Here is a 25,288-nt window from a genome sequence, read left to right as displayed (position 1 = left end):
AACGGTCCTGGCAGACTGCGTCGGCGGTGCTCGTGTGTAAGGGGTCGAGGTGCAGCGAGCTCCTCTCAGGCGAGATGGACCTGGTCCTGGGGCGCATCCGACGAGGCGATCGAGAGGACCTCGGATGTCGGACGGCGACGCCTGATGATCAGGTGTCCGCTGCTTTCTCCGGCAGGGGGAAGCGTTACAACCTCCGCCGTGCGCACACCTCGACCCCGGTGCCCTACCCCGGTCATGAACCGGTCCCCGAGCTAACCCGGGCAGTAGGGCGAAAGGTGGGTCTTACTTGCACTGTTCAGTTCTCAATCAACGAGGACACGTGTGGTCCTGGTATCCGGTGAGGGGACTGCACCCTCCCCGCCGCTGTGTCAGGCGGCGGGACACTGTGTCCCGGATGTGTCCCTGCCCGCTTCCCCACGGGCAGGGACGGGGTCAGGCGGTCGCTTCACCTCCTGGTGTGCCGGGGAGTCTCAGCGTGTTCGCCAGTAGGTAGGACCCCGGAGCAGCGACGTAGAGCGTTTGGCGGACCTGACCGTTGTGGTATCGCGGCGCGTTGTGCTGCGGGCGCAGGGTAAACAGGCCCCGGTAGGCGGAGTACGGGCGGTACTCGTTGCGAGCAATGACCTGACCGGCCTTGTTGGAGAACTCGCGGGTAATCGCCTTGCGGAAGATAACCTTGCGGGTAGTCAGCAGGTTGAAGGCTTCGGGGCGGGATAGGCCCCACTGCCGGCCCCAGTCCTCGATCGTGATGACGTCCTCGTCGTCGGCGATGAACTTGTCGTGGTAGTCGATCTTCGGTGCGTCGACTGCTGCCTGTGCCTCAAGCTCCGCACGGCGTGCCCGCTCGTCCTTGAGGTTGGTTGCGAGCTGAATGATGGTGTCGGGGTCGGTGAGGGCCTGCTCGACGGTCTGGTCGGTGAGGTAGCCGCCGTGGCGGCGGATGGCCGGCAGGACTTCACGGGTGACCCAGCGGCGGAACTCGACAGCCTCCGGCTTGTCGCTACGGAGGACGACTTCGTACATGCCCGCCTCGTCCACAACGGTGACGTTCTGCCTGCCCCCAGGGGTGTCTGTCTGACAGACACCCTTGGATTCCGGGTCGATACGGGACGAGACGACGCGGGGGTTTGCGATCTCGAGCACCGAGCAAAGATCGTTGAGGACGAATCGTGGCTCGCCGTCTCCGGCGGTGATGACTCGGATCTGCTGCCCGTGGAAGTCGAAGGGCTGTACTGTGTCGGTCATGGCTCCGGGGCGCATCCGGGGCCTCCTTTCATGGGGTATGGGGTCAGGCGGCCGTGGTGGTGCGTGAAGGCACGTACTCAACCCACTCGCTTAGGTCGAATCCTGTGCCCTGGACGACGGCGACTTGGGCCGCCATGATCGGGCTGATTGCCTCTCCTCGGCGCATCCGATCAACCTCGTCGACGCTGACGCCGAGGATCGCCGCGACCCGGTCGTCGGTATCGAGTGCGCGATCCTGCTTGATCTGGTCGATGACGCCTCGTCGGAGTCGCATTTTCTGCATGTCCTCACCTCCCAATTCCTGGTCCCGGTTTGCAACCTCGTGGACACAGTATGCACCCTAGTGGACTCTCTTTGCAACATCAACACGGATGTAATTTCAAAAGTGCAGGTTGTGCCACGTTTACATGTGGTGCATAATGTGTCCATGGACCCAAAGAAGTGGATCGAATCGCTCCCCGGAACCCCCTCATTAACTGCAGCGGCCAAGCGCTCCGACATCCAGAAGACGACGCTCATCCGACAGATCGATCGCGGGACCATCCCGTCCGATAACGTCATTGCGATCGCCAGAGCGTATGGAGTCAACATCGTCGACGCATTGATAGCGACCGGGCACCTCGAGCCGACTGAGGTTGAGATCGTCGGAGTGGCGCAAGCGCTCGGACATGCCACCAATGCCGAGATGCTCGAGGAGATGCGTAAGCGTGTCGACCCGGAGGCTGTCCGACTGTTCCATGGCGGGGACGGAGAAGTGACTCCCCACTTCGACGATGAGGGCGCCGAGGTGTTCAACTTCCCCGGCGATACCCCCGAGGGTGATTCCGGTGAGCAGCAGGAGCATAACGAGTCCACCCCCAATGTCCATGGCGAGGGGCAAGATCTCGACGAGGTACTCCGCAGGGCGAACCAGCTGAAGGGTGCCGCGCAACGACGTACCCCACGAATCGAGGAGCCTGAAGATCCCTAGACGATGAAGCAGTTGAAAGCTAAGGCCAAGGAGCTCGGAGTGACGGTCTACGAGACCAACGGGCTTCGCGGCGACCTGAACGCGATCTACATGCACGACGACCGGGTCATCCTCCTACGGGACGACCTCGACCCCTACACGAAGCGATCAGCCCTCGCCCACGAGCTCGGGCACGCACGCTACGGGGACGAGCACTCGGATGACCCACGCCTGGAACGGAGGGCGGACCTGTGGGCGGCGCAGCTCGTCATCACCGAGCCCGCCTACCGCGAGGCAGAACAGGCCTACGGGCCCCACCCCGGCGCGTTGGCGTGGGCCCTCGGTGTCACCCGTGACGTGGTCGATACCTGGCGCGCTCTGACGATCAGGGGATGGGAGGCGTGATGACCGGCATATCGTGATCTAAGTTCACCCGACCGCCCCTGTTTATACCCCCCGTGGCTTACGCTAATACGGATCTGGAAACTACCAGACCCCAGACTGACCGCCGAGATGCTCGGCTCCCCACAACCTCGCCGTGACGTGGCGAGTGATTTTTCGAGAGGATCGATCCCCTATGACTGACCAGAATCAGTACGGACAGCCCCAGCAGCAGGCCGAACCGCAGAAGAAGCCGTTCTACAAGCGTGTGTGGTTCATCATCCTGCTGGTCATCGTCGTGATCATCGTCCTGGCTTCCGCGCTTAGCGGTGGCGACGATGACGACTCCAGCGCGTCCGACAACTCGTCCAGCAGCCAGGACAATGGTGGCGACGGCGAGGGCCAGGACGAGGGCAACGAAGGCGGCGACGGTACCGCACAGCTCGGCGACACCGTCCACACCGACAAGGCTGACATCACCGCCAGCAACCTTCGCCCCTCCACAAGTGCTCTCGGCGGGGAGTACCTCTGCGTGGACGTGAGCTTCGACGTGACCGGCGAGGACTCCCTGAGTCTCAACGGCGCGATGGACTGGAAGCTCACTGACCCCAACGGCGTGACCCACAACCAGACATTCACCGAAGAGGCGAACTACGACACCGTCGAGGTCGGCCCCGGCGGTAACTACTCCGGCACCGCGTGCTTCGAGTCGGCGTCCACTCCCGGCGACTACCGGCTGAACTTCGAGGAGGCCATGAGCTTCCTCAACTCCGCCGAGGCGGAGTGGAACGCCACCCTCTAAGGCGGTCTCCACGTAACTGAAAGGCCCCCACTGCCGGGTAAGGGCGGTGGGGGCCGGAGTGTCCACATGAAGCAGCAGACAGGAGCAGTGTAGCAATGCCACGTAGACGCCCGCCGGAGGGGCCAGCCCCGAAAGGCAAGAAAGTCAGGTGGGAGGCATCGTATTACGATGCGGCCGGAAACCGGCATTACAAGACGTTCTACCGAGAAAAAGACGCTAAGGCATTCGAGGACGACCAGCGCGTTGACGTACGTTCTGGCAAGTGGGTCGACCCAAAGGACATGGCTACCCCGTTTATCGATATCGCGCGAGAATGGCTCAATGAGGCGACGAAAGAAAACACGATCGCCAATCGGAAAGCGCTGATCGATAATCTCGGGGACCTCGGGGGAATGCCGGTCGGCACGATCAAGGCGTCGAACATCACCGCTTGGCGAAACGTCCTTCTTGAGGGCCGACCGTGGAAGAAGAACAAGCCCCTGTCCGAGTCCACTGTCGGGAATATGGTCGGGCAGGTGTGCGGACTGCTGAAGCGAGCGCACAACGACGGGATGATCGGGCGGGTCCCGGTCGTGAAGATCCCGAAGACCGCTCCCATGACGTCACCGACGCGCCAGGACCTCCTCACGGTCGAGGAGGTAGCAGAGATGATCACAGCCATGCGTGACGGACACCGCGCACCCCGGGGCAAGAACGGTAAGCGCAAGCCCGGCGCGAAAGACTACCCGCCACGTCCTGATATCTCCCGGATGATCGAGGTCGTCGCCGGAGCCGGTCTGCGCGTGTCGGAGGTGTGCGGCCTGCGGGTGTGTGACGTGGACACGATGCGACTGACGATCACCGTCAACGGTCAGGTGAAGCCCGGGGGTCGGGAGTGGCTGCCGGTGCCGAAGTCGGAGAAGTCGCAGCGGGACATCCCCGTGCCGCAGGGTGTGATCGACGTGATCGTGCAGCAGCTCCAGGAGTCACCACAGAGGGACCGGACTGGTCCGGTCTTCCCGTACACGGGGGACGCCCGTGGGGAGGAGGAGCGCCTGTGGCACGACCGTGCGGACATGGGTAACTACATGCGGCGCCTGCACGACGTGCACGGCTTCAGGGAGGTCGGTATGCACGATTTCAGGCACTTCTACGCCAGTGCGCTGATCGCTGGCGGGGCGACCGTTGCAGAGGTTCAGGACGCTCTGGGGCACGCGAAGCCGACGACGACGCTGGAGACCTACACCCACCTGTGGCCGAAGCGGGACTCGAAGCTGCGGGATGCTGCAGGAGTGCTGTTCGATCTGGTGGCGGCAGAACGGCGGCAAGGAGCCTCGGCGCCGCAACCTACCGGCGACGGTATAAAGGCTTTGTAGCAGGTCAGGCTACCTATTTGGCGCTGGGGTCCTCGGTCCGGCTCTTCTTCAGCTCGAAGAAGTGCTCGTAGCTGCCCAGCGTGACCGCGGCGTCGAAGATCTTTCCGGCCTCCTCGCCGCGCGGTACCCGGGTCAGCACCGGACCGAAGAAGGCCCTGCCGTCCAACTCCACCACCGGGGTCCCCACGTCGTCACCGACCTTGGCGATCGCCGTCGACTGGTAGCTACGCAGCGTCGGCTCCCACGCCTCCGGATCGTCGCCACGTGAATGCGCTGCCTCGGCGTAGTCGGAGGAGAGCCCGACTTCCTCCAGAACCTCCGCGATAAGGTCGTCGTAGGCCCCCTCCCCCTCACGTCCGCCCTCTCCGTGATCGTGGATCCGAGTGCCCAGCGCGGTGTAGAGTGCGTCGACCTTCTCCGGTTCTTTGGTGTAGACCGCGGCGGCGACGAGCGCAGGTCCCCATGCCGCCTCCATCTTCGTGGCGTACTCGTCGGGGATGTCCTTACCCTCGTTCAGCACCGCCAGGCTCATCGGCGCGAAGGTCACGTCAATGTCGCGGACGGCCTCAACCTCCTTGATCCAGCGGCTCGTGACCCAGGCGAACGGGCACGTCGCGTCGAAGTAGAGGGTGACCGGAGTAGTGCTCATGGTGATGCTCCTTCTGGTGTACGGCTCATCGGTGTTCAGTGACTCGACATCCGAGGGTACGCGCACCTGAGCCACGCGTGAGCCGCTCCCGACCGACCCATATCCGGACAGGGCGGTCCATGCCGACTATCGTGGTCACCTATGAGTTCAACCAACCTGACCCGATCCGAGGCTGCCGCACGGTCGGACCTGATCACGGATGTCCACTACGCCATCGACCTCGACCTCACCGAGGGCGGCAACCTGGACCACAAGACATTCTCGTCAGTGACCACCGTGACCTTCACCGCCACGAAGGCGGGGTCCACGTTCATCGACCTGCGCGCCGAGGAGATCTCCACGGTCGACCTGGATGGCGAGGACATCCTTCCGCTGGCACTGCCGGGTGACGGCGAGGGCCGTTACGACGAGTCCCGCGGCCTGCAGCTCGACGACCTGTCCCCGGGACGTCATGAGCTGACCATCGTGGCGGAGTCCCTCTACTCCACCACCGGCGAGGGGCTGCACCGCTTCGAGGATCCGGCCGACAACGAGGTGTACATGTACACCCAGTTCGAGGCAGCCGACGCCAAGCGGGTCTTCGCCTGCTTCGACCAGCCGGACATCAAGGCGACCTACGACGTCACCGTCCACACCCCCACCACGTGGACGGTGGTCACCAACAACACCGTCTCCACCACGACCACCGGTGGTGAGAAGACCGGGGAGACGACCCACCGTGCTGCCGTCGACTACCAGCTCTCCACCTACCTCATCGCGTTCTGCGTCGGGCCGTGGCACCACGTCACCGACTCGTGGACCGGGACGCTGACACCGACCGCCGAGGTCGAGGGGGTCACCGACACCCGACTGGTGCCGGAGGGCGAGATCACGGTTCCCCTGGGCCTGTACGTCCGGCAGTCCCTGGCCGAGTACCTCGACGCCGACGTGCTCTTCGATGTCACGAAGTCCGGTTTCGACTACTACGCCAAGAACTTCGGCGTGGCGTACCCGTTCCACAAGTACGACCAGATCTTCTGCCCCGAGTACAACATGGGCGCGATGGAGAACGCCGGCTGTGTGACGATCCGTGACGAGTACGTCTTCCGTTCCGCCGCCAGCCACTACGAGTACGAGCGCCGCGCGGACACCATCCTGCACGAGCTGGCCCACATGTGGTTCGGTGACCTGGTGACGATGCGCTGGTGGGACGATCTCTGGCTCAACGAGTCCTTCGCCACCTGGTCCTCCGCCATGGCCCAGACCCACGCCACCGAGTACGACACCGCGTGGGTCACCTTCGCCAACAAGGAGAAGTCCTGGGCATACGCACAGGACCAGCTCCCCAGCACCCACCCGGTGTTCTCCGGAGCCAATGACCTGGTGGAGGTCGACGCCAACTTCGACGGCATCACCTACGCCAAGGGTGCCTCGCTGCTCAAGCAGCTCGCCGCCTACGTCGGCCTGGAACCGTTCTTCGCCGGCATCCGTGCGCACTTCGTCAACCACGCCTGGGGCAACGCCACCTTCGACGACCTGCTCGGGGCACTGGAGAAGGCGTCCGGACGCGACCTGTCCGACTGGGCCGACCAGTGGCTCAAGACCACCGGCATCAACACCCTCAGCGCCGAGACACAGGTGAAGGACGGTGCCTACACCTCCTTCGCCGTGGCCCAGTCCGGCGCCGCGCCCGGCGCCGGTGAGACACGCACCCACCGTCTCGCCGTCGGCCTGTACGACAGCGAGGACGGCTCCGTCGTCCTGCGTCGTCGTGTCGAGACCGACGTCGAGGGCCTGTCCACCGAGGTCCCTGACCTCGTCGGCGAGAAGGAGGCCGATCTCGTCCTCGTCAACGACGACGACCTCGCCTACGGCTTCATCGCCCTCGACGACGACTCCCTCGCCACCGCCGTGAACAATATCGCCGGCATCACCGACCCGATGGCCCGGTCGCTGATCTGGTCGGCGGCGTGGCAGATGACGCGCAACGCCCAGATGCGGGCCCGTGACTTCGTGTCCCTCGTCGTCCGCGGTGCCTGGGCCGAGACACAGCTCGGTGTGCTCGAACAGATCCTCGCCCAGGCCGTCGGTGCTGTCGAAAACTACTCGGCGCCGTCCTGGCGTCCCGAAGGACGCGCCCTGCTGCTCGACGGTCTACGTGCAGGTGCCGAGCGTACCGACGGCCAGGCACGGCTGGCATTCGTCCGCGCCTACGCCAACGCCGCACAGGATGCGGGTTCCGCCGATTGGGTGCGCGGACTGCTGGGGATCGGCGACACCTCCGCCGAGGACCTCCTGCCCGGGTTCACCGTGGACCAGGACCTGCGCTGGCGACTGCTCACCGCATTGGTCGGCGCGGTCGACGTGCTCTCCGATGAGGAGGCGGACGCCCTGATCACCGCCGAGGAGCAGGCCGACCGGTCGTCCTCGGGACGCATGAACGCGGTCAAGGCACGCACCGCCCGCCCTGACATCGAGGTCAAGCGCTCCGCCTGGAACACCATCACCTTGAAGGGCAAGGAACTCGGCAACCTGGAGCTGCGCTACATGATCGCCGGTCTGACCCACGTGGGCCAGGACGAACTGCTGTCCCCGTTCGGACCGGAGTACGTCCAGCGTGCGGTGGACATGTGGGAGGAGCTCTCCAGCGAGATGGCGCTGCGTACCCTGGACGGACTGTTCCCCTCCTGGGCCGGCTACGAGGACGTCGCCGACGACCTGCGCGCCACTGCCACTGACGAGTCGACCCCCGCCGGTCTGCGCCGTGTGCTGTCCGAAGGTCTGTCGCGTGCCGACCGCGCTGCGACGGCCAGGAAGTTCGACGCCCGCTGATGACTCAACCGCAGAGCTTCTACGACGCTGTCGGCGGCGAGGACATCTTCCGCCGTATCGTCCACGAGTTCTACCGCCAGGTTCCCGGCGACGACATCCTCGGTCCGATGTACCCGGCCGAGGACCTCGCCGGTGCCGAGGACCGTCTCCGCTGGTTCCTGGTGCAGTACTGGGGTGGCCCGCAGACCTTCAGTGAGCGACGCGGGCACCCACGCCTGCGGATGCGCCACATGCACTTCCCCATTGACCCTGCCGCCCGCGACCGGTGGCTGGTGCTGATGGGAAACGCCCTGGAGACCGTCAGCGAGGACGACCTCCCCGAGGCTCCCCGTCAGGCAATGTGGGACCACATGATCCGGGTGGCGGACATGCTGGTCAACAAGTTCTAGTTCGGTGAGGGGATGCGCGCCAGGCCGCCGGGTCGGGGCACGTAGGCGGTGCCGAACAGCGCGTCAATCCTGATCCACGATCCGGTGGTACTGACCCGGATCAGATCGTGGACACGCAGATCCTCCCGTCTGGGCTCCACCACGAGCCCGAGCGCGCCGAGGGCGGCGACCACCCGTCCGGTGATCTCGACGGTGCCTGCCCCGGCAGGTCCGGTCAACTGCAGCAGCGGCTGATCCAGCAACGACGGCGGCAGCCCCGCAGGACCGGAGTGCTCGTCGGCCTCCCGGTGCATGTCGGTGAACAATGCCCGTACGTCACCGGCGGGGACGGTGTCGACCAGTGTGTAACCGGACGCCGGCGGGGCCGTCCCCGTCCACAGCAGTGACACCACTCCCCCGAGGCTCACCGTCTCCGTCCCCGGCACGTCTGCCGCACCGGCGAGGAGTCGGGGCAGCGGTTCCGCCAGAACCACCGCATCATCGACCGACGGCACCGCGTGGATACGTTCGGCCACGATGCACCCCAACGGAGTCGAGAAGATGATGTCCGCCATGTCCTTCCCGACGTCCTCCCCGACCCGCACCACGCGAGCCATGGCACCGGTGTCCATACGCAGTACACGGGTCGCCACCGCGGCCGTCCGGCGCAGGGCGGATGCCTGGGCTTCCGCGGGACGCGTCAGCGTCAGTGACAGTTCGTCGGCGGGGCCGGACCCCGGCAGGTTGAGCATCATGGTTCCCAGGGTATCCGTCGCCCCCGGTGCCGCACAGGGTGCCCGGACGGTAAGCCGTCAGCGCTTACGGCCACCCACGACGGTGCTGCCCCCGGAAGTTCCGTCGACCGCGGCCTCGTCATCGTCGAGAGGGATGAGGAACTTGTTGATGACCTCGAGGTCACTCTCGGACCAGTCCCGGGTCTTCCCCGAGATCGGATCGACACCGACGTTGACCGTGTCCACGACAGCAACCAGGCGGTGCTGGCCGTTCCTGATGTACTGCCGCATCTTGAAGGACTTCACCCCCACCTGGAAGATGAACGACTCCACGACCACCGCGACCTCGCTGGACGACACCGACTTCTGGTAGTCGACCGACGCCCACCGCACCACGAACGCCGGAACCGACATGTCGATCTCGGTGACCACGTCCCGGACGAAGTCGATCCGTGCATCCTGGGAGAACTCCAGGTACGCCGCATTGTTGACGTGCTGGAACTGGTCGAAGTCCGACCAGCGGAGGTTCACCCGTGTGCTGTGGTAGCGGGTACCGGTGGCCTCGTGGTCAACAAAAGGCATCGAAGTCTCTCCTTACACAGGCCAAGGACCCCAGCGTGTGACGCTGAGGCCCTGCCTGGACGGCTACGCCGCAGTAGTCCTGTTTTGTCTCGTAGAGGATTCTATCGGGAAAGCCGGCGATGTGTTACCCGGGTAGGACGGGCCGCATCCGCACCGAGCCGCTCGACCTTGTTCTTCTCGTAGTCCTCGAAGTTGCCCTCGAACCAGAACCACTGCCCTTCAGCCACGTTGCCCTCCCAGGCGAGGATGTGGGTACAGGTACGGTCCAGGAACCAGCGGTCGTGCGAGATGACCACGGCACACCCGGGGAACTTCTGCAGGGCGTTCTCCAGCGAGCTGAGGGTCTCGACGTCGAGGTCGTTGGTCGGCTCGTCCAGGAGGATCAGGTTCCCGCCGAGCTTCAGGGTCAGCGCGAGGTTCAGACGGTTGCGCTCACCACCGGAGAGGACCTTCGCGGGCTTCTGCTGGTCGCCGCCCTTGAACCCGAAGGCGGAGAGGTACGCACGCGAGGGCATCTCGTTCTGCCCGACGATGATGTAGTCCAGCCCGTCCGAGACGATCTCCCAGACCGTCTTCTCCGGGTCGATGTTCTCCCGGTTCTGGTCGACGTAGCTGAGCTGCACCGTCTTACCCACGACAACCTCGCCGTCGTCCGGCTCCTCGAGGCCGACTATGGTCTTGAACAGCGTGGACTTACCCACACCGTTGGGGCCGATCACGCCGACGATGCCGTTACGCGGCAGCGTGAAGGACAGGTCCTTGATCAGGGTGCGTCCGTCGAAGCCCTTGGTGAGGTTCTTGACGTCGACGACCTGGTTGCCCAGGCGTGGCGGCGTCGGGATCTGGATCTCCTCGAAGTCGAGCTTCTTGTACTGCTCGGCTTCCGCGGCCATCTCCTCGTAACGCTGCAGGCGCGCCTTGTTCTTGGCCTGACGTGCCTTGGCACCGGAACGGACCCAGGCGAGTTCCTCCTTGAGCCGCTTCTGCAGCTTCTGGTCCTTCTTGCCGGCGACCTCGAGACGCTCCGCCTTGGTCTCCAGGTACTTGGAGTAGTTTCCCTCGTACCCGTGGAGCTTGCCGCGGTCGACCTCACAGATCCACTCGGCGACGTGGTCGAGGAAGTAACGGTCGTGGGTGACGGCGAGGACGGCACCCTTGTAGTTGGCGAGGTGGTTCTCCAGCCACAGGACGCTCTCGGCGTCCAGGTGGTTGGTCGGCTCGTCGAGCAGCAGCAGGTCCGGCTCACTGAGCAGCAGTTTCGCCATGGCCACGCGTCGGCGCTCACCACCGGAGAGGTGGGTCACCATCTCCTCGGGCGGCGGGCAGCGCAGGGCGTCCATCGCCTGCTCGATCTTGGAGTCGAGCTCCCAGGCGTCGGCGGCGTCGATCTTCTCCTGGAGTTCGGTCATCTCCTCCATGAGTTCATCGGTGTAATTGGTGGCCATCTCCTCGGCGATGGCCTCGTAACGGGTCTTGACCTGGAAGATCTCCCCGAGTCCCTCTTCCACGTTGCCGCGGACGGTCTTCTCCTCGTTCAACGGAGGCTCCTGCAGCAGAATGCCGACTGTCGCCCCGGGATCGAGGAAGGCGTCGCCGTTGGACGGCTGATCGATGCCTGCCATGATCTTCAGGAGCGAGGACTTGCCGGCGCCGTTCGGCCCGACGACACCGATCTTCGCACCCGGGTAGAAGCTCATGGTGACGTTGTCCAGGACAACCTTCTCACCGTGAGCCTTGCGTACGTTCCTCATCGTGTAGATGAACTCGGCCAATGTGTTCCCTCCGGTTGGCGCGGCTGCGTGCACCTGGTGCATCCAGCCCTGTCGTATACGGTTGACGAGCCTACCTCACAGTGCCGTGGTTACCCGAAGCTGCGTTCGGCCCCTTGTCCGCACCGGTGTTCCGCCCGACCGGGGCGGATTCCGAGTACGGACGCAGTGAGTTGCCCAACTCGGCGCGTCCAGACTCGGAAACCTCCCCCTCCTGCCCCGGGCAGGACGCGACCGCACCTGTATTAACGCGTGCCAGTCCGTGTCAGCGTCGCGCAGCCGGATGCCGGGGCCACACTGGATCCCCGGGCGGCCCCGGCAGTTCCACTCCCTGCCTGGTGATCCGTGGCGCCACCACCCGCCGGAGATCGCGTGCGACCTCCTCAGGCGCCTCGTGGATGCAGTAGTTCGTGTAGCGCAGCAGCACCCACCCGAGATGGGCAGCTTCATTCCCTTTCCACGCGTCCTTGACGAAGCTCCCCACGGTCGTGCCTGCTCCCCCTGCCGCGTGATACATGAAGCTGTCGATCTCCACGACCACCCTGGCCTCAGGAATCACGAGGTCGTAGCAGTAGTTCCCCACGATCCGGTTGACCAGTACGGTAACCGGCAGGTCTTCCAGAGCCGCGCAGATGATCTCGAACGCGTTTCTCTCGAGCAGACTGGCCGCGCCGGTCGCCGTTGCCGCCAGGAGCTTTCTCGCCCTCGCCTTCCCATTGACCAGTGCGGCGAGATCCTGCTCCAGGTCGTCCTGTGCGCCAATCCCGTGGTATGCGTCGGCGAGGAACGCGCGGAGGTCGTCATCGGGCTGGTCGGCGTCCATCGCCGCCTGGAGCGGAGTGACGATGGTCAGCCCGGAACCCTCACGCACCCGGGCCGGCACCCTGGAACGGACGATGACCTGCGCGGTTGTCCGCGCCGTGCCACGGTGCCGGGCCTGGGCGGGCCACTCGACGGGTTCACCGAGGTAGAGACTCATGGCTGTACGCCCGGTGAAGACCAGGCCGCGAACGTCCTGGAGCGTGGTGAGTGTGAGCAGGTCATCGGGTTCTTCGTCGCTGTAGAAGCCGTGTATCACCGGATGCAGGCGGCCCGCCCGCACCGCGGCGCGCAACTGTTTCTCCGTCTGCCCGTCCAGGAGTTCAGCCGTCGTCCAGATCATCCGTAATCCTTACCCCTCAGGGACTTCCCGGGAGTTTTCCGGGTCTCAGCGCGCTGAGCCGACCGACTCAGTGCACTGAGACTCGGATTCCGCCCTGGTCCCGACGGTGTCTCCGTGTCAGAACGGCGTCGTATCCCCGGCGGTCGCGAGTTCAGGGTCCGGGTTGTCAGCCGGAGCGGCCCCGTCCTCGCCCCCGTCCCCGTCCCCGTCACCGGCGGAGACCGCGACGGCGCTGTACCCGCCGAAGGACGACGCCTCCGCACCGTCGCCCGTGGGTGCAGGTGTCGACGCGTCCTGCGACTCCTTCACCCTGTCGCGCAGGGACCACGTCGACGTCGAGTGACTCAGATCCAGGCCGACATTGGTGGCGGTCAGCCGCCAGACGGTCTCGAGCATCTCCTTGCCGTCCCTGGTCGTCCGCGGATTCTCCGGAGCGTAGGTGTAGGAGTTCATCCGGCCGACGATGACCAGCGGCGCGCCCTTGACCACGCTCTGCATCACGTGGTCGCCCAACCGTCCCCAGCACTGGACGTCGATGAACAGCGTGCCGGAGTCCTTCCACTCCCCGTTGTCGTTCCAGCTCGGGGTCGACGCCATCCGGAACGTCGCGAGTTTCGCGATCGTCGGGTGTCGTGAAGGATGGGTCGCGGCGAACCCTGTCATTGTCACGGACATCTGTTGTGTCGCCATTTCCGGCACACTCCTCCCCCGGTCCCCCGGGATCCACGGCGCCCCTTCCGATCGGTCGAGGGGCGCCTTCCGGCGGACGATGGAGCGGTCCCCCACCTCGTTCCCCCGGCGCGGTCCATCCTCCCCACCACGTCACACCCAGGTCAACGACCGTCCCGTCGCTGTGGACAACACCGCGGAAACTCGACGAAAACTGTCCACAGCGGGGCCGTGGACAGTTCTACCCTCACTCGTCGTCGGTGCCGGGGCCCCTGCGACGCGCATCCCGCTTGGTCTTCTCGGAGTGCACGTACCCCTGCACCTCGTCCCCGCGGTACTCGGTGCGGTAGTAGGCCTCGGCGGCGTCGTCCCGTCCCTCCCCGAGTCCGGCGAGCATGGCATTGTAGGCGTCCAGGTCAGCCTCGTTGTCGCGGTCGGCCTTACGGTCGTAGCGGGCTGCCTCCTTCCTGTCCTGCCGCAGCCACTGGACCGCGTGGGCGGTACTGACCACCAGCAACGGTAGTTCGCTGAGCCCCCACGCGATAGCACCACCGGTGTGCTGCTGCTCCATCAGGTCAACGTCGAAAGGCAGCTGCAGCGACAGGTAGTACGACTCCGCCAGGGGCTGCGCCATCTGCATCATCGCGATGCCGAACCAGGCATGGAACGCCATCGACGCCAGTGTCATCAGCAGCTTCATGAACGGACTGAGCTGGCGTGGTGCGGCGTCGACGCCGATGACCACCCAGTAGAACAGGTAGCCGGAGATCAGGAAGTGCACCATCATGAACAGGTGACCGGCATGCTCGGACGCGAGGTCGCTGTACAGGTCCGACAGGTACAGCGCGTAGAACCCGACGACGAACTGGAAGGACGCGACGATCGGGTTGGTGAGGAACCGGGACACCGGGTTGTTGATGAAGACCACCAGCCACTCGCGGGGCCCCTGCAGACCGTCCCGTCCAGCCGGGCGTAGGGCGCGCAGCAGCAGCGTCATCGGCCCGCCCAACACCCAGAACACGGGGATGAGCATGGTCAGCGCCATGTGCTGCAGCATGTGCGGCGCGAACATCGCCATGGAGTACATGCCGAGCCCGGAGCACGTGACGAAGATCAGCACCAGGTTCCCCAGTGTCCACCACACGACGCGCCTGGTCTTCCACTCCACTCCGCGCCGACGCAGGGTGATCCACGCCCACATGTACACCCCCTGGAGCAGCAGCGCGATCGTGCCGAAGACCAGGTCGAACCGCCAGTTGCCCAGCACTGCGACCAGGCTGAAGGGCTCGGAGACGTCGAACCCCATGATCAGCTCGGCCGGGGTGATGTCCGCGACCGCCTCCACGGGCGGCGGGATACGGGTCAACGACAGGGCCACACCCACCGTCGCCGCCATGATGAAGATCTCCACCAGTGCCAGACGGGCGAACGGGCGGCGCCACCATGCTGTCGCGGTACCGGTACCGGACGCGTCGAGCTGCGGGATCGTCCTGCGCCGGTGGGCGAAACCGATCACCGCGAGGATGAGGGTCAGCACTGCCTTGGCGACGATCACACGTCCGTAGTCGGTGGTGAACCACTCGGAGAAGGACAGCCTGATCCCCGCGTTGATCAGCCCGGACAACGCGATCCCCACGATGGAGAACAGCGCGACCACACTGTACCGGTGGGTGGTCTCCGCCAGGAACGGGCCACGACGGGCGGCGTGGGCGACCAGGGCCATGAGCCCGCCGATCCACACCGCCGCCAGGATGATGTGCCACAGCAGTGAGTTCACGCCGTAGTCGTGGTTTCCGCCGGAGGCGGAGTGCCCCTCCAACGCGACCGGGATCAGGGACGCGACCGCGATGACGAAGAAGACGGGCTGCCAGATCCACCGTCGCGTCAGCAGCGACAGGACGGCGGCTGCGGCCGCGATCACAGCGATCCACAGCATCGCCTTCGCCGTCGACACCTGGGCGATGGCGACGCCCCACATGTCGGGCTGCAGCGTGTCCTGCAGCGGCAGACCCGAGAGGTCCGAGAGGTAGAGCGGTACTAACAGCAGTGCGCACACGGCCCACCCCGCCATCGCCCACGTGCCGGTGCGGGACGCCCGGAACCCGTCGAGGTCCAGGTAGCCGTCCTTCCGTGGTTGCGTGCCGAAAGCACTCATCAGGAACGAGCCGACGCCGAGACAGGCCAACACCGTGCCCGTCCCCCGGACCAGCGGGACCCCCCAGGACGTGACCGGTCCGGGATCCCGGATGCCGAGGGCCGCGAGCGACTGGCCGAGAAATGCGTCGCCGATGACAGCGGCGACGAGACCGGCCATCACCGCCGCGATGACGTACAGGGCGATCGGGGAACCGATCCTCCCGGTCGACCGGGCGGAGGACGGGGAGTTCTTGTCTGGAGAGTCGGAGGCTGATTCGGTGGCTACGGCCGCGTCGGACATGCCCTGAACGTTACTAGCTGGGACCCCTGTACCCCGATTCCACGTCCCCGCGCCCGCGTGCATTACGATGACTACCGCAAGCCTCCGTAGCTCAGTGGATGAGAGCAACCGGTTTCTACCCGGTCGGTCGCGGGTTCGAATCCTGCCGGGGGCACCACGAAAAGGCCGTCACCTGCATAGATACTAAGGTGACGGCCTTTGTTATGCCCGGAAAATGGTCATTCGCGGTTGTTGTGCCAGTTGTTGGCTGTTACTTCACGACCCTCAACGCGGGCCGCACCACCCGTGGCGCGGCGCAAGGGCGCGAACGGTCTGAGGAGAAGCTCGGTGACGGTCGAGGCGTACCACCGTAGGGCACGGTCGAACGGCCCCCACGCCAGCAGCCACGTCGCCAGCACCGCCAGAGCCACACAGATGCCGAGAATCACGAGCGGGCCGTACACCTCGAGGCTGCCCGCGAGCACAGGCTCGAGGGCGCGCACGACGAAGCCGTGGAGCACGTAGACCGAGAGACTGTGTCGACCCACGGTGGCCAGCAACGACTCCCGGTCTCCGACCCAGGACAGCAGTGCCAGGGTCATGAGTGCGGCGCCGACGTCGAGGATCAGGCGGATGCCCACCCCTTCCGGGAGGCTGACGTCGAAGTGGACGAACTTGTGGTTCCCGTAGAACCAGTCGTTGTCGAGCCTGATGAGGTAGAAGTATCCGGTCACCGCCACTGCGGCAACGGTGAGTCCGATCCTCCGCCAGACGGTGAGCCGGCCTGCCCAGTCAAGGAGTTGCTGGCCGTAGAGCTTCCCGATCACGAAGAACGGCCAGAAAACCAGTGTGCGGACCACGGAGAGTTCGTTGTCGAACGCCGGGAGGACTGCGCCGAAAGTGCCGGTCAACACCGAGGTGACGAGCGCTGCGCGGGGGAATCGTTCGATGAACGGTACGGTGAGCATCCACCACGCCATCGCGAGAAGGAACCACGTGTACCAGAAGGGTGTGAGGAACTCGAAGTCCGGGGAAAGGTCGAATATCCACAACCAGCCCCACATGAGTGGCAGCACGGTGGCCAGCAGCACGAGGAAGCTGAGGATACGTTCCGGGAGCCGGCTGGATTTCGCCGTGATACCCGCCAGGAAGATGAATGCCGGCATATGGAACGAGTAGATGAAGTACATCGGTGCACGCAGCACATCGGAGTCCCAGGGCGCGGCCCTCGCCAGCAGGTGCCCCAGGACGACGGTGAAGATGAGGATCCCTTTGGCACGGTCGAGGCGGTGGTTACGGGTGGACACGCGGCCACGATAACGCGAGTAGACCGTCACATGTCCACTTCCCGCCCTCCGTGGACGGTGGCGGACGGGGCCGTCACGGTTCGCGTCGTCGCCGTTCACTGGCGAGGTAGCGCCGCCGCATCCACTGCGGTCGCCGGAACAGCCACGAGAAGCCACACGCCACGAGTACCTTGTGCAGTCCCAGGCAGAGCACGGCGGCGATGCCCGCGAGGATCAGCGGTTGCAGAGGCAGCCCCGGGTCAGCCGGGAGGACGAGGTCGAAGACGAAGGCCACCGTCGCCAGCACCATGATGTGCATGAGGAACACTGGAAGTGTCCGTGAGCCGACCGTGCTGAACGGCACGGTGATCCGCCAGGAATCCATGTAGGAGAACACACTGATGACGGCGACGATCCCCACCAGGGCCAGGAACAGTCGGACAGGACCGTTGAGCCCGAAGTTGAAGTGGTCGTGGGTGGCGTCGATCCATACCGCGACCACTGTGTAGACGGACACGGAACCGGCGATGACCCACAGTGAGCGGCGTTGTGCCAGCCGGTGGATCCACGGCGCGCCGTACATTCCCAGCAGGTAGAAGAAATAGGTCCGTAGGATGTCGTTCCACGGCCACCCGAACTCCGCCAAGGGGCTCAGCACGCTGAGGGCCATGGCCGCCAGAAGCTGGATCACCGGTGGTATCCGACGTGTCAGTTTCGACACGACGGCGAACAACGCCAGCGCGTACACGAACCACAGGTAGGATTCCGGCCCCAGCACCGACAGTGCGATGCGTTCAGCCATCGGCCCCCAGTTCTCCGGATCGAGGCCCTGTGGCGCAGGGATGCCGTCACTGTTGCCCACGGAGGTGAGCGGCACCATCGACAACCAGATCTCCCGTATCGGCACCCAGAGCACGAACAGCCACACCATGATCCAGATCCGGCGGTCGGCGAAGGACCGCCAGCGCTCAGAAAGGGCTCGCGCCGCGAACAGACCCGTCAGCAGAAAGAACAGCGGCATGCGGAACGGCCCGAGCATCAGGCTTATTCTCTCCCAGATGCCGGTGTCGTAACCGTTGTTGTTCAGGGTGATGTTCGCGTGCCCGGCGACAACCAACAGGATGCAGAGACCTTTGGCTGCGTCGACCCAACCGACCCGGCCGATCCGGTCGCGCTGGCTGCGGAGACCGACCTGGCCGCGTTCTGAGGACGGGATGCCCGACGACGGGGTCACTTCGGGGGGCACTGCATCCGCTCACTCTCTACATAGCCTGAAGACATCTCGGGCTGAGGCTACTATGCGGCAAACCTTCCTCAGAATCGGCCCCGGTGCGCAGGGCGTGGGCACCGGGACCAGTGCGTGGTTGCTACCCGAACGTCAGGCCGAACACCGGCACGGCGAGGGCGAACACCGTCAAGGTGATCAGGAAGACGCCGACGATGTTCAGCCAGACACCGCCCTTGAGCATGTCAGCGGCCTTCACATAGCCCGATCCGTAGGCGATGGCGTTCGGCGGCGTCGCGACCGGCAGCATGAACGCACAGCTCGCGGCGAGGGCGGTGGGGACGATGAGCAGCATGATGTTCATCATGCCGTCGCCGGTCAGGCCGATGCCGATGGCCACACCACCCATGATCGGGATGAAGGTCGCCGCGGTGGCCGTGTTCGAGGTGAACTCGGTCAGTGCCAGCACGACCGCGGCGATGGCGAAGACCAGCAGAACGATGGGCAGCACCTCCATGCCCTTGACCATCTCGCCGATCCACAGGGACAGGCCGGACGCCGTCACCATCGACGACAGAGACAGCCCACCGCCGAAGAGGATCAGGACGTCCCAGGGGAGCGCCTTGGCGTGCTCCCAGTCCATCACCCGGGTGCCTCTCTTGTTGACGGGGACGATGAACATCACCACGGCGGCGGTCATCGCGATGGCGGCGTCAGCGATACTGATCGACCACCAGGACACGTACTCGGCCAGCAACGGGATGGTGATCCAGGCAATTGCGGTGCACAGGAAGATGATCCCGGCGATGACCTCCGGGCGGGTGATCTTCCCCATGTCGTCGATCTCTTTGCGGATCAGCTCCTTCCCGCCAGGAATCTCGTCCATCTCCGGTTTGAAGACAGTCACCAGCACGAGCCAGGCCACGACGGTGAACACGACTGCCAGGGGAAGACCGACCATCATCCAGCGTCCGAAGCCGATCTCGATGCCGTGGGTGGATGACATGTACGCCGCGAGGAACGCATTGGGCGGTGTACCGATCAGCGTGCCGAGGGAACCGATGGAAGCGGAGTATGCGATGGCCAGCATGAGTGCGGTCGCGAACTTCTTCTGGTTCTCCCAGCCGCCGACCCGTTCGGCGGTCAGGGTCAGCACGGAGACACCGATCGGAAGCATCACCACAGCGGTCGCGGTGTTGGACACCCACATGGACATGAAGCCCGTCGCGATCATGAATCCCAGGACCAGCTGCTTCGGCTTCGTGCCGACGGTGTACACCACCAGCAGCGCCAACCGGCGGTGCAGCCCCCAGCGTTGGATCCCGAGGGCCAGGACGAACCCGCCCATGAAGAGGAAGATCGTCGGATCAGCGTACGGGGCAGACGCGTCCCCCATGGGCGCGACCTGCAGGATCGGGAACGCCACGAGCGGCACCATCGCCGTTGCCGCCAACGGCAGCGCGCCGGTCATCCACCATGCGCCCATCAGCACCATCACCGCCGCCGTGACGCTCATGGCGCTGAGAGAGAACGGTCCGTTCTCGTCCTCCGGGTGCGCCTCATTCACCAGATCCGCACCGTTGGACGGGAAGATGAAGTAGATGATGACGGCCAGAACAAGGCCGACGCCCAGCCCGATGAAGCGTTTACGGTTGTTGGCGCGCTCGACGTCCCCCGCCTGGCGCTGTTCGTCGACCGGGCTGTTGTTCTCGGGAGTGTCGCCGGCCTTGGACTCGGTGACGGCGCCGGACGGGTCTCCGCCCTCGCCGGATTGTGCAGACATGGTATGTCCTCTCATGGGTCATGGACGTCAGTTACAGAGTAAAGCGAGTACTATCCCGTGGCTAATGTTGTTCCGTGTGGGGCTGGGCCTCGGGGCTGGATCAGCCCCGGTTTTCACCCCCGCATTCCACATCCTGGTCAACATACCCACGAACCGCCCACTCATCCAATCGCCACCTCCCCCCGTTCCCCACATCGGAGAAGGACGATGCACCCGCCGGCCCGCACGAACTGGTGTATTCCCGCTCTCTGACGGCGACGGTCTCCGGTGTAGCCTGAAGTGGCACTTCGCCCCGTCCACACCGAGGAGTCCGCTACCGTGTTCCGCCGTTCCCACCGACATTCCGCCCTCCCCGCCCCCGGCCCGGACCGCGTCGCCGTCGTCACCGGTGCCTCGTCGGGCATCGGGCAGGCGATCGCGCTGGAACTCGGCCGCCGGGGACACAACCTCCTGCTTGTCGCCCGTACGACCGGGCCGATGGAACAGGTCCGCGACGAGCTCGCCAGCACCCGTCCGGACGTCACCGCCGAGATCCGCGCCTGTGACCTCGCCGACGCGTCGGCCCGCGCCACCCTGATCGATGAGCTCACGGCACGGGACGTCCACATCATCATCAACTCCGCCGGTGTCGCCACGTTCGGCGAGTTCCGCACACTCGACCCGTCCTATGAGCGGCTCCAGTTCGAACTCAACGCCACCGCGGTCTTCGAACTGACCTCTGCCGTTCTCCCGGGCATGGTGGCCAGCGGGGACGCCGGGATCGTCAACGTGGGCTCGGTCGCCGGCAACGCCGCCATCCCGAACAATGCGACCTACGTCGGTACGAAGGCCCTGGTGAACACCTTCACCGAAGCACTGCACTACGAACTGAGGAACACCGGCGTCCGCTGCACCCTCCTCGCACCGGGACCGGTGCGGGAGGAGGTGAAGGACGACGCGGAGCGGACGATCGTCGACCGGGCCACCCCGGATTTCGTGTGGACGACGTACCCGGACTGCGCGACAGAGACCCTCGACGCACTTGCGGTGAACAAGCTGCGTGTCGTACCCGGTGGCCTGTCGAAGGTGGCGAACGTCCTGTCCACCTACCTTCCCCGCCGCCTGACGGCCCCGGTGTTCGGCGCGGCGTACTCCCGCATGGCCGAAGGCCAGGGGCACGAGTAAGGTCCTGTACTCATGACCCCGAACCAGATCGCCAAGAACGACCGGATCGTCTGGGCCGACTGCGAGATGACCGGGCTCGACCCGGACCGGCACGTCCTCGTCGAGATCGCCGTCGTCGTCACGGACGCCGACCTGACCCCGTTGGACGACGGCATCGACATCGTGATCCACGCCTCCGAGGACGACCTCGCCGGCATGGATGACTTCGTCGCCAGGATGCACGCGAACTCCGGTCTCACCGAGCAGATCCGTGAGAGTCCGGTGAGTGTCGCCGACGCGGAAGCACAGGTGGTGGAGTACCTGAAGAGGTACGTGCCCGTCTCCGGCGCCGCGCCGCTGGCAGGCAATTCCATCGCCAGTGACCGCAAGTTCATCTCCCGGTACATGCCTGACCTGGACGCGTTCCTGCACTACCGCATGATCGACGTGTCCTCCATCAAGGAACTCGCACGTCGCTGGTACCCGCGTGCCTACAGCAACCAGCCGGACAAGGGGATGCAGCACCGGGCACTGGCGGACATCCGGGAGTCCATCCGTGAACTCGACTACTACCGCCGTGCCTTGTTCGTTCCTGCCCCCGGGCCCACCAACGGTGAGGCGAAGGAGTTCGCCGACGCGGCGTCCGAGGCCAACCCGATCTGACGGTGAGCGGCACGTTTGGTGTGGTCGCCGGGCGTGGTCTAGTATGAATCCCGCTGCAGCAACGACGCCGGGCCTGGTTGCCGTTATGCATGCATGGTGGCTGTAGTTCAGCTGGTAGAGCACCAGGTTGTGATCCTGGGTGTCGCGGGTTCGAGTCCCGTCAGCCACCCCGAAGAATGAACCCGGTGCCACCTTCCTCACGGATGGTGGTGCCGGGTTCAGCGTATGTCCGGTGAGTACCCGGTCACACCGAGTAGCTGAGCACCTCGAACATCATCCCCGCCGCCGTCAGCCGGTCGATGAGGTTCTCCCCCATGGCCGTGGCGGTGGTGAGTTGGCCGGCGAGAGGCGGGTTGTCGTCGAACGCCAGCGACAGTGCCGACTCCGCCAGCATCTTGGCCGTCTCCGTGTAGCCCGGGTCTCCCCCACTCACGCGGGTGTGGACGGTCTTCCCCGCGGCGGTGCCCACGAACTCGACGGTGAACCAGGTCCTGTCCCGACGCTCCTGGGAGGGCCCGTCACCCGCGGCGATCCTCTGCGCGATCGCCCGACGCACCGGCGGGATCTGCACCGCCGCGATGCCGAGCACGAATCCGAGGACCGATGCCGGGACCGTCCGGAACTTCTTCGCGCCGGCATTGTGCGAGTAGGTGAACTCCGGGCCGTAGTCCTCGGGTGACGGTGCGGTGAGGGCCGACCGCGTGACGATCTGACCGTCGATCGTCGGCAGCGGAATCAGCCAGGTCCCCGTGACGCGGTCACGTCGCGGGAACCCCAGGGTCATCCGTGCCCGCCGGTCGGACGGGCGCGACTCGGCCTTGCGCCGTTCCGACGCCGCCTGCCACATCGGTCGCAGGCGTGACAACTGCTTCAGGCCGGAATGCAGGGTCCCGCCGGACAAGGACGCGTTGGTCCGGACGACACCTCGCGCCTCCATCGGTGCATCTCCGGGAAGCTGCCTGGCGGTGTACAGCGCCCCGAGGTCATGAGGAATCGAATCGAATCCGCATGCGTGGACGAGCCGGGCACCGGTGCTCCGCGCTGTGGCGTCGTTCTCCAGGAACATCCGGTCGACGAACTCCGGCTCCCCGGTCAGATCCACATAGTCGGTCCCCTCCCCAGCACAGGCGGCGACGAGATCTGCCCCGTACTCCAGGTACGGGCCCACCGTGGTGATGACGACCTTCGCTGAGCGGGCGACCTCACGCAGAGAGGCCGGATCCGTCGAGTCGGCGTGCAGCAGCCCGATATCCGAGATGGACGGATTGTCGCTGACGAGACGGTCCCGCACCGCCTCGAGCTTGCCGCGGTTGCGTCCTGCCAGAGCCACCCTGCCCGACTCGGGCAGGTGCCCGGCCAGGTAGTCGGCAGTGAGCCCTCCGGCAAAACCGGTGGCGCCGAAAAGTACGACGTCGAACGGCCGTTCCGGATTCGTGGGGTGGTCGTGGGTTTCTGACATGGCGCCTTCCGGTCCGATGGACATGTCCCTACATGTTTACAGTGCTCACGAGTGTAGGTGTGTCCCCCGGAGTCGTCAACGGCAACTGACGAGATCTGAGTCGCCGTACGGGTCACCACCGGGCAGGAAAATGCCCTCTGCGGTGACTCAGATCAACGCCGCGGGAACATCGCCCTGACGCCGTGTCGTTTCGCGGCGAACCACAGGGCCGCCAGTCCGTCTCCGCCGACGGCACGTCCGTCGGTGATCCGGTCCATCTGCATCTCGTACCAGGCCACTCCGACCAGCGACTCCGCGTGCTCGTCGAGCGACTCGATATGGGTCGTCAGCCGTGGCAGTCGCACACGCTCCCGGTCGCCGTGGACGATGATCTCGTTGGCCAGCTCAGGGATGAGAACCATCGGCCGCGCCATACCGATCAGGTCGCCCAGCCCCTCATCCAGGCCCTTCTCCACATCCGAGGCGCACCGGAAGCCCCCTGTGACGAGCACCGGAACGTCCACGGCCTCACGGATGCGACGAGCCTGGTCACCGAAGAAGATCTCCCCGGTCTCGCCGGTGGCGTCGACCTCGTCACCGAGCATCAACGGGGTGGCGTACGTGCCGCCGGAGACCTCGATGACGTCCACTCCCAACTCGGCGAGTTTCTGCGCGACCTGGAGCGACTCCTCTTCACCGAAACCACCGGGCACCCCGTCCGACGCGTTGATGCGCACGGAGACGGGGAAGTCGTCGCCGACCTTCTTGCGCACCGCACGGTACACCTCGACGAGTAGACGCATGCGTCCTTCGAGGTCGCCGCCGTACTCGTCGGTGCGCAGGTTGTCCGCCGGAGACAGGAACTGGTTGATGAGGTACCCGTGACCTGCCTGGATCTGCACGCCGGTGAATCCGGTCTCCCGGGCGATCAACGCGGTGTAGGCGAAGCGCCACACGATCAGGTCGATGTCGGAGACCGTGAGTTCGCGGGGATCTGCGAAATAGCGGCCGAGACGTCCCCCCATCGGGACCGCACTGGGGGCGACGGGGTACTTGTTGATGCTCCGCGGTGACTGTTTACCCGGATGATTGAGCTGCATCCACAGGTGGGTGTCATTCACCGTGCCGGCCGTCGCCCAGCTGCGCAGCATGTCCAGGTGGCGGTCGTCGGTGGCGACGACGGCCCCCGGCTCGCCCCGGTGCTCGGAGTCCACCATGACTCCGCCGGTCACGACGAGACCGGATCCGCCGTGGGCCCACCGTCGGTACAGGTCGAGGTGCTGGTTGGACGGCCCGCCCGACGGTGTCGCCAGCCCCTCGCTCGTCGAGGCCTTCACGAGTCGGTTCTTCAGTGTGGTGCCACACGGCAATTCCAGGGGCGCGGCAACCGGTGTAGGGGGCACGATGACTCTCCAAAAGTTCAAGTTTCCGGTGAATGTGTCAGTGACAGACCGCTCGACGGCCCGTCACCCGCAGACTGTACCTGCTGGTCCATGCCTGCATATCATGCCGCAGCGCACAGACTCAAGAATCTCCTTATCACACGTTGTCGACGTCGAAGTACAGGTGTGCGTGCAGTGAGCATCCGGGGTTGAAGGGGGCTGCGCACGCGGGACACGACGATCCGCTGCTGAGGTACGCCCTCACCGTCATCCAGTGACCGCACACCCGGCACAGGACGGCGTCCCCGCTGTCGAAGAGGTCCCGGGGCCAGGTGACGTTACGGTGGTCTTCCGCCTGGTCGTGACAGTGCAGGCACGGGTAGGTCCGTCCACAGCAGTGGAACCTGATCGCCACCACGTCCCGTGGTGATCTCCAGTGGGTGCAACCGACCCCGCCGATGAGCCCGTCATCCATA

Annotated in this window: 24 protein-coding genes and 2 tRNA genes; 10 read left to right on the top strand and 16 right to left on the bottom strand. The window is 65.4% G+C overall.

All coding sequences use genetic code 11. The features are described from left to right. Window positions 1-65: 65 nt before the first annotated feature. The 3 genes from FS507_RS17535 to FS507_RS05050 all read right to left on the bottom strand — a co-directional run bounded on the left by FS507_RS17535 (window position 66) and on the right by FS507_RS05050 (window position 1,528). Window positions 66-236 carry a hypothetical protein gene (locus tag FS507_RS17535; RefSeq protein WP_186314560.1) on the bottom strand — a complete coding sequence of 57 codons (171 nt, stop codon included), beginning with the start codon at window positions 234-236 and terminating at the stop codon, window positions 66-68. 196 nt (window positions 237-432) lie between these two features. Continuing rightward, complete coding sequence (locus FS507_RS05055; RefSeq protein WP_186314559.1) at window positions 433-1,245, bottom strand: BRO family protein; 813 nt, start codon at window positions 1,243-1,245, stop codon at window positions 433-435. 43 nt (window positions 1,246-1,288) lie between these two features. Continuing rightward, window positions 1,289-1,528: a hypothetical protein gene (locus tag FS507_RS05050; RefSeq protein WP_145941712.1), complete on the bottom strand. Its 240-nt coding sequence runs from the start codon at window positions 1,526-1,528 to the stop codon at window positions 1,289-1,291. Between the two features lie 144 nt (window positions 1,529-1,672). Here FS507_RS05050 and FS507_RS05045 point away from each other — a divergent pair, with 144 nt between their 5' ends. From FS507_RS05045 to FS507_RS05030, 4 genes are all read left to right on the top strand, one after another. Further along, entirely contained in the window at window positions 1,673-2,215 is a 543-nt protein-coding gene (locus FS507_RS05045; RefSeq protein WP_145941711.1) for a hypothetical protein, read from the top strand. Window positions 2,216-2,218: 3 nt separating this feature from the next. Continuing rightward, window positions 2,219-2,599, top strand: a complete 381-nt coding sequence (locus FS507_RS05040; RefSeq protein WP_145941710.1) for an ImmA/IrrE family metallo-endopeptidase — start codon at window positions 2,219-2,221, stop codon at window positions 2,597-2,599. Between the two features lie 172 nt (window positions 2,600-2,771). After that, window positions 2,772-3,377 (top strand): DUF4352 domain-containing protein, encoded by a 606-nt coding sequence (locus FS507_RS05035; protein WP_145941709.1) that lies wholly within the window; start codon window positions 2,772-2,774, stop codon window positions 3,375-3,377. Between the two features lie 95 nt (window positions 3,378-3,472). Continuing rightward, a complete protein-coding gene (locus tag FS507_RS05030) occupies window positions 3,473-4,732 on the top strand; it encodes a tyrosine-type recombinase/integrase (RefSeq protein WP_145941708.1) in 1,260 nt (419 codons plus the stop codon). Between the two features lie 13 nt (window positions 4,733-4,745). Here the strand turns inward: FS507_RS05030 and FS507_RS05025 are convergent, their stop codons facing one another. Beyond that, window positions 4,746-5,381: a mycothiol-dependent nitroreductase Rv2466c family protein gene (locus FS507_RS05025; protein ID WP_145941707.1), complete on the bottom strand. Its 636-nt coding sequence runs from the start codon at window positions 5,379-5,381 to the stop codon at window positions 4,746-4,748. Between the two features lie 141 nt (window positions 5,382-5,522). Between FS507_RS05025 and pepN the strand changes: the two genes are divergently transcribed. Next, window positions 5,523-8,192, top strand: coding sequence for an aminopeptidase N (gene pepN, locus FS507_RS05020; RefSeq protein ID WP_145941706.1), 2,670 nt, complete (start codon window positions 5,523-5,525; stop codon window positions 8,190-8,192). After that, complete coding sequence (locus FS507_RS05015) at window positions 8,192-8,581, top strand: globin (protein ID WP_145941705.1); 390 nt, start codon at window positions 8,192-8,194, stop codon at window positions 8,579-8,581. The genes pepN and FS507_RS05015 overlap by 1 nt, the downstream gene beginning before the upstream one ends. Here FS507_RS05015 and FS507_RS05010 read toward each other — a convergent pair. From FS507_RS05010 to FS507_RS04985, 6 genes are all read right to left on the bottom strand, one after another. Beyond that, complete coding sequence (locus tag FS507_RS05010) at window positions 8,578-9,315, bottom strand: hypothetical protein (RefSeq protein ID WP_145941704.1); 738 nt, start codon at window positions 9,313-9,315, stop codon at window positions 8,578-8,580. The two genes, FS507_RS05015 and FS507_RS05010, sit on opposite strands and share 4 nt — an antisense overlap. Window positions 9,316-9,372: 57 nt before the next feature. After that, window positions 9,373-9,876 (bottom strand): acyl-CoA thioesterase, encoded by a 504-nt coding sequence (locus FS507_RS05005; protein ID WP_145941703.1) that lies wholly within the window; start codon window positions 9,874-9,876, stop codon window positions 9,373-9,375. Window positions 9,877-9,977: 101 nt separating this feature from the next. Continuing rightward, the gene (gene ettA, locus FS507_RS05000) at window positions 9,978-11,648 is read right to left on the bottom strand and encodes an energy-dependent translational throttle protein EttA (protein ID WP_145941702.1); all 1,671 of its coding nucleotides are present in this window, start codon (window positions 11,646-11,648) and stop codon (window positions 9,978-9,980) included. Between the two features lie 262 nt (window positions 11,649-11,910). Next, window positions 11,911-12,807, bottom strand: a complete 897-nt coding sequence (locus FS507_RS04995) for a hypothetical protein (RefSeq protein WP_145941701.1) — start codon at window positions 12,805-12,807, stop codon at window positions 11,911-11,913. 117 nt (window positions 12,808-12,924) lie between these two features. Further along, on the bottom strand, window positions 12,925-13,497 hold the full coding sequence (locus tag FS507_RS04990; RefSeq protein WP_145941700.1) for a single-stranded DNA-binding protein: 573 nt from the start codon (window positions 13,495-13,497) through the stop codon (window positions 12,925-12,927). Window positions 13,498-13,723: 226 nt separating this feature from the next. Next, entirely contained in the window at window positions 13,724-15,913 is a 2,190-nt protein-coding gene (locus FS507_RS04985) for a cytochrome c oxidase assembly protein (protein ID WP_145941699.1), read from the bottom strand. An 80-nt stretch (window positions 15,914-15,993) separates the two neighbouring features. Here FS507_RS04985 and FS507_RS04980 point away from each other — a divergent pair. Next, a tRNA-Arg gene (locus FS507_RS04980) sits at window positions 15,994-16,070 on the top strand. 61 nt (window positions 16,071-16,131) lie between these two features. On the opposite strand, the gene FS507_RS04975 is transcribed toward FS507_RS04980, so the two are convergent. The 3 genes from FS507_RS04975 to FS507_RS04965 all read right to left on the bottom strand — a co-directional run bounded on the left by FS507_RS04975 (window position 16,132) and on the right by FS507_RS04965 (window position 20,186). Continuing rightward, entirely contained in the window at window positions 16,132-17,199 is a 1,068-nt protein-coding gene (locus FS507_RS04975) for an acyltransferase family protein (RefSeq protein ID WP_145941698.1), read from the bottom strand. 73 nt (window positions 17,200-17,272) lie between these two features. Further along, on the bottom strand, window positions 17,273-18,424 hold the full coding sequence (locus FS507_RS04970) for an acyltransferase family protein (protein ID WP_145941697.1): 1,152 nt from the start codon (window positions 18,422-18,424) through the stop codon (window positions 17,273-17,275). A gap of 121 nt (window positions 18,425-18,545) precedes the next feature. Continuing rightward, the gene (locus tag FS507_RS04965) at window positions 18,546-20,186 is read right to left on the bottom strand and encodes an SLC13 family permease (protein ID WP_145941696.1); all 1,641 of its coding nucleotides are present in this window, start codon (window positions 20,184-20,186) and stop codon (window positions 18,546-18,548) included. A gap of 318 nt (window positions 20,187-20,504) precedes the next feature. Between FS507_RS04965 and cmrA the strand changes: the two genes are divergently transcribed. The 3 genes from cmrA (at window position 20,505) to FS507_RS04950 (ending at window position 22,161) form a co-directional block, all read left to right on the top strand. After that, window positions 20,505-21,350: a mycolate reductase gene (gene cmrA, locus FS507_RS04960; protein ID WP_145941838.1), complete on the top strand. Its 846-nt coding sequence runs from the start codon at window positions 20,505-20,507 to the stop codon at window positions 21,348-21,350. Window positions 21,351-21,362: 12 nt separating this feature from the next. After that, window positions 21,363-21,992, top strand: coding sequence for an oligoribonuclease (gene orn, locus FS507_RS04955; RefSeq protein WP_145941695.1), 630 nt, complete (start codon window positions 21,363-21,365; stop codon window positions 21,990-21,992). Between the two features lie 96 nt (window positions 21,993-22,088). Continuing rightward, window positions 22,089-22,161: transfer RNA gene (locus tag FS507_RS04950), tRNA-His, on the top strand. 75 nt (window positions 22,162-22,236) lie between these two features. Here FS507_RS04950 and FS507_RS04945 read toward each other — a convergent pair. The 3 genes from FS507_RS04945 to FS507_RS04935 all read right to left on the bottom strand — a co-directional run bounded on the left by FS507_RS04945 (window position 22,237) and on the right by FS507_RS04935 (window position 25,287). After that, window positions 22,237-23,475: a saccharopine dehydrogenase family protein gene (locus tag FS507_RS04945; RefSeq protein ID WP_260853168.1), complete on the bottom strand. Its 1,239-nt coding sequence runs from the start codon at window positions 23,473-23,475 to the stop codon at window positions 22,237-22,239. 128 nt (window positions 23,476-23,603) lie between these two features. Beyond that, the gene (locus FS507_RS04940) at window positions 23,604-24,833 is read right to left on the bottom strand and encodes an NADH:flavin oxidoreductase/NADH oxidase family protein (RefSeq protein ID WP_222121389.1); all 1,230 of its coding nucleotides are present in this window, start codon (window positions 24,831-24,833) and stop codon (window positions 23,604-23,606) included. 136 nt (window positions 24,834-24,969) lie between these two features. Continuing rightward, the gene (locus FS507_RS04935; protein ID WP_145941694.1) at window positions 24,970-25,287 is read right to left on the bottom strand and encodes a CHY zinc finger protein; all 318 of its coding nucleotides are present in this window, start codon (window positions 25,285-25,287) and stop codon (window positions 24,970-24,972) included. Between the last annotated feature and the right edge of the window lies 1 nt (window position 25,288).

Source organism: Corynebacterium glyciniphilum AJ 3170, from assembly GCF_007673095.1.
Lineage (GTDB): Bacteria > Actinomycetota > Actinomycetes > Mycobacteriales > Mycobacteriaceae > Corynebacterium.
This window is presented reverse-complemented; position numbering and strand designations above follow the sequence as displayed.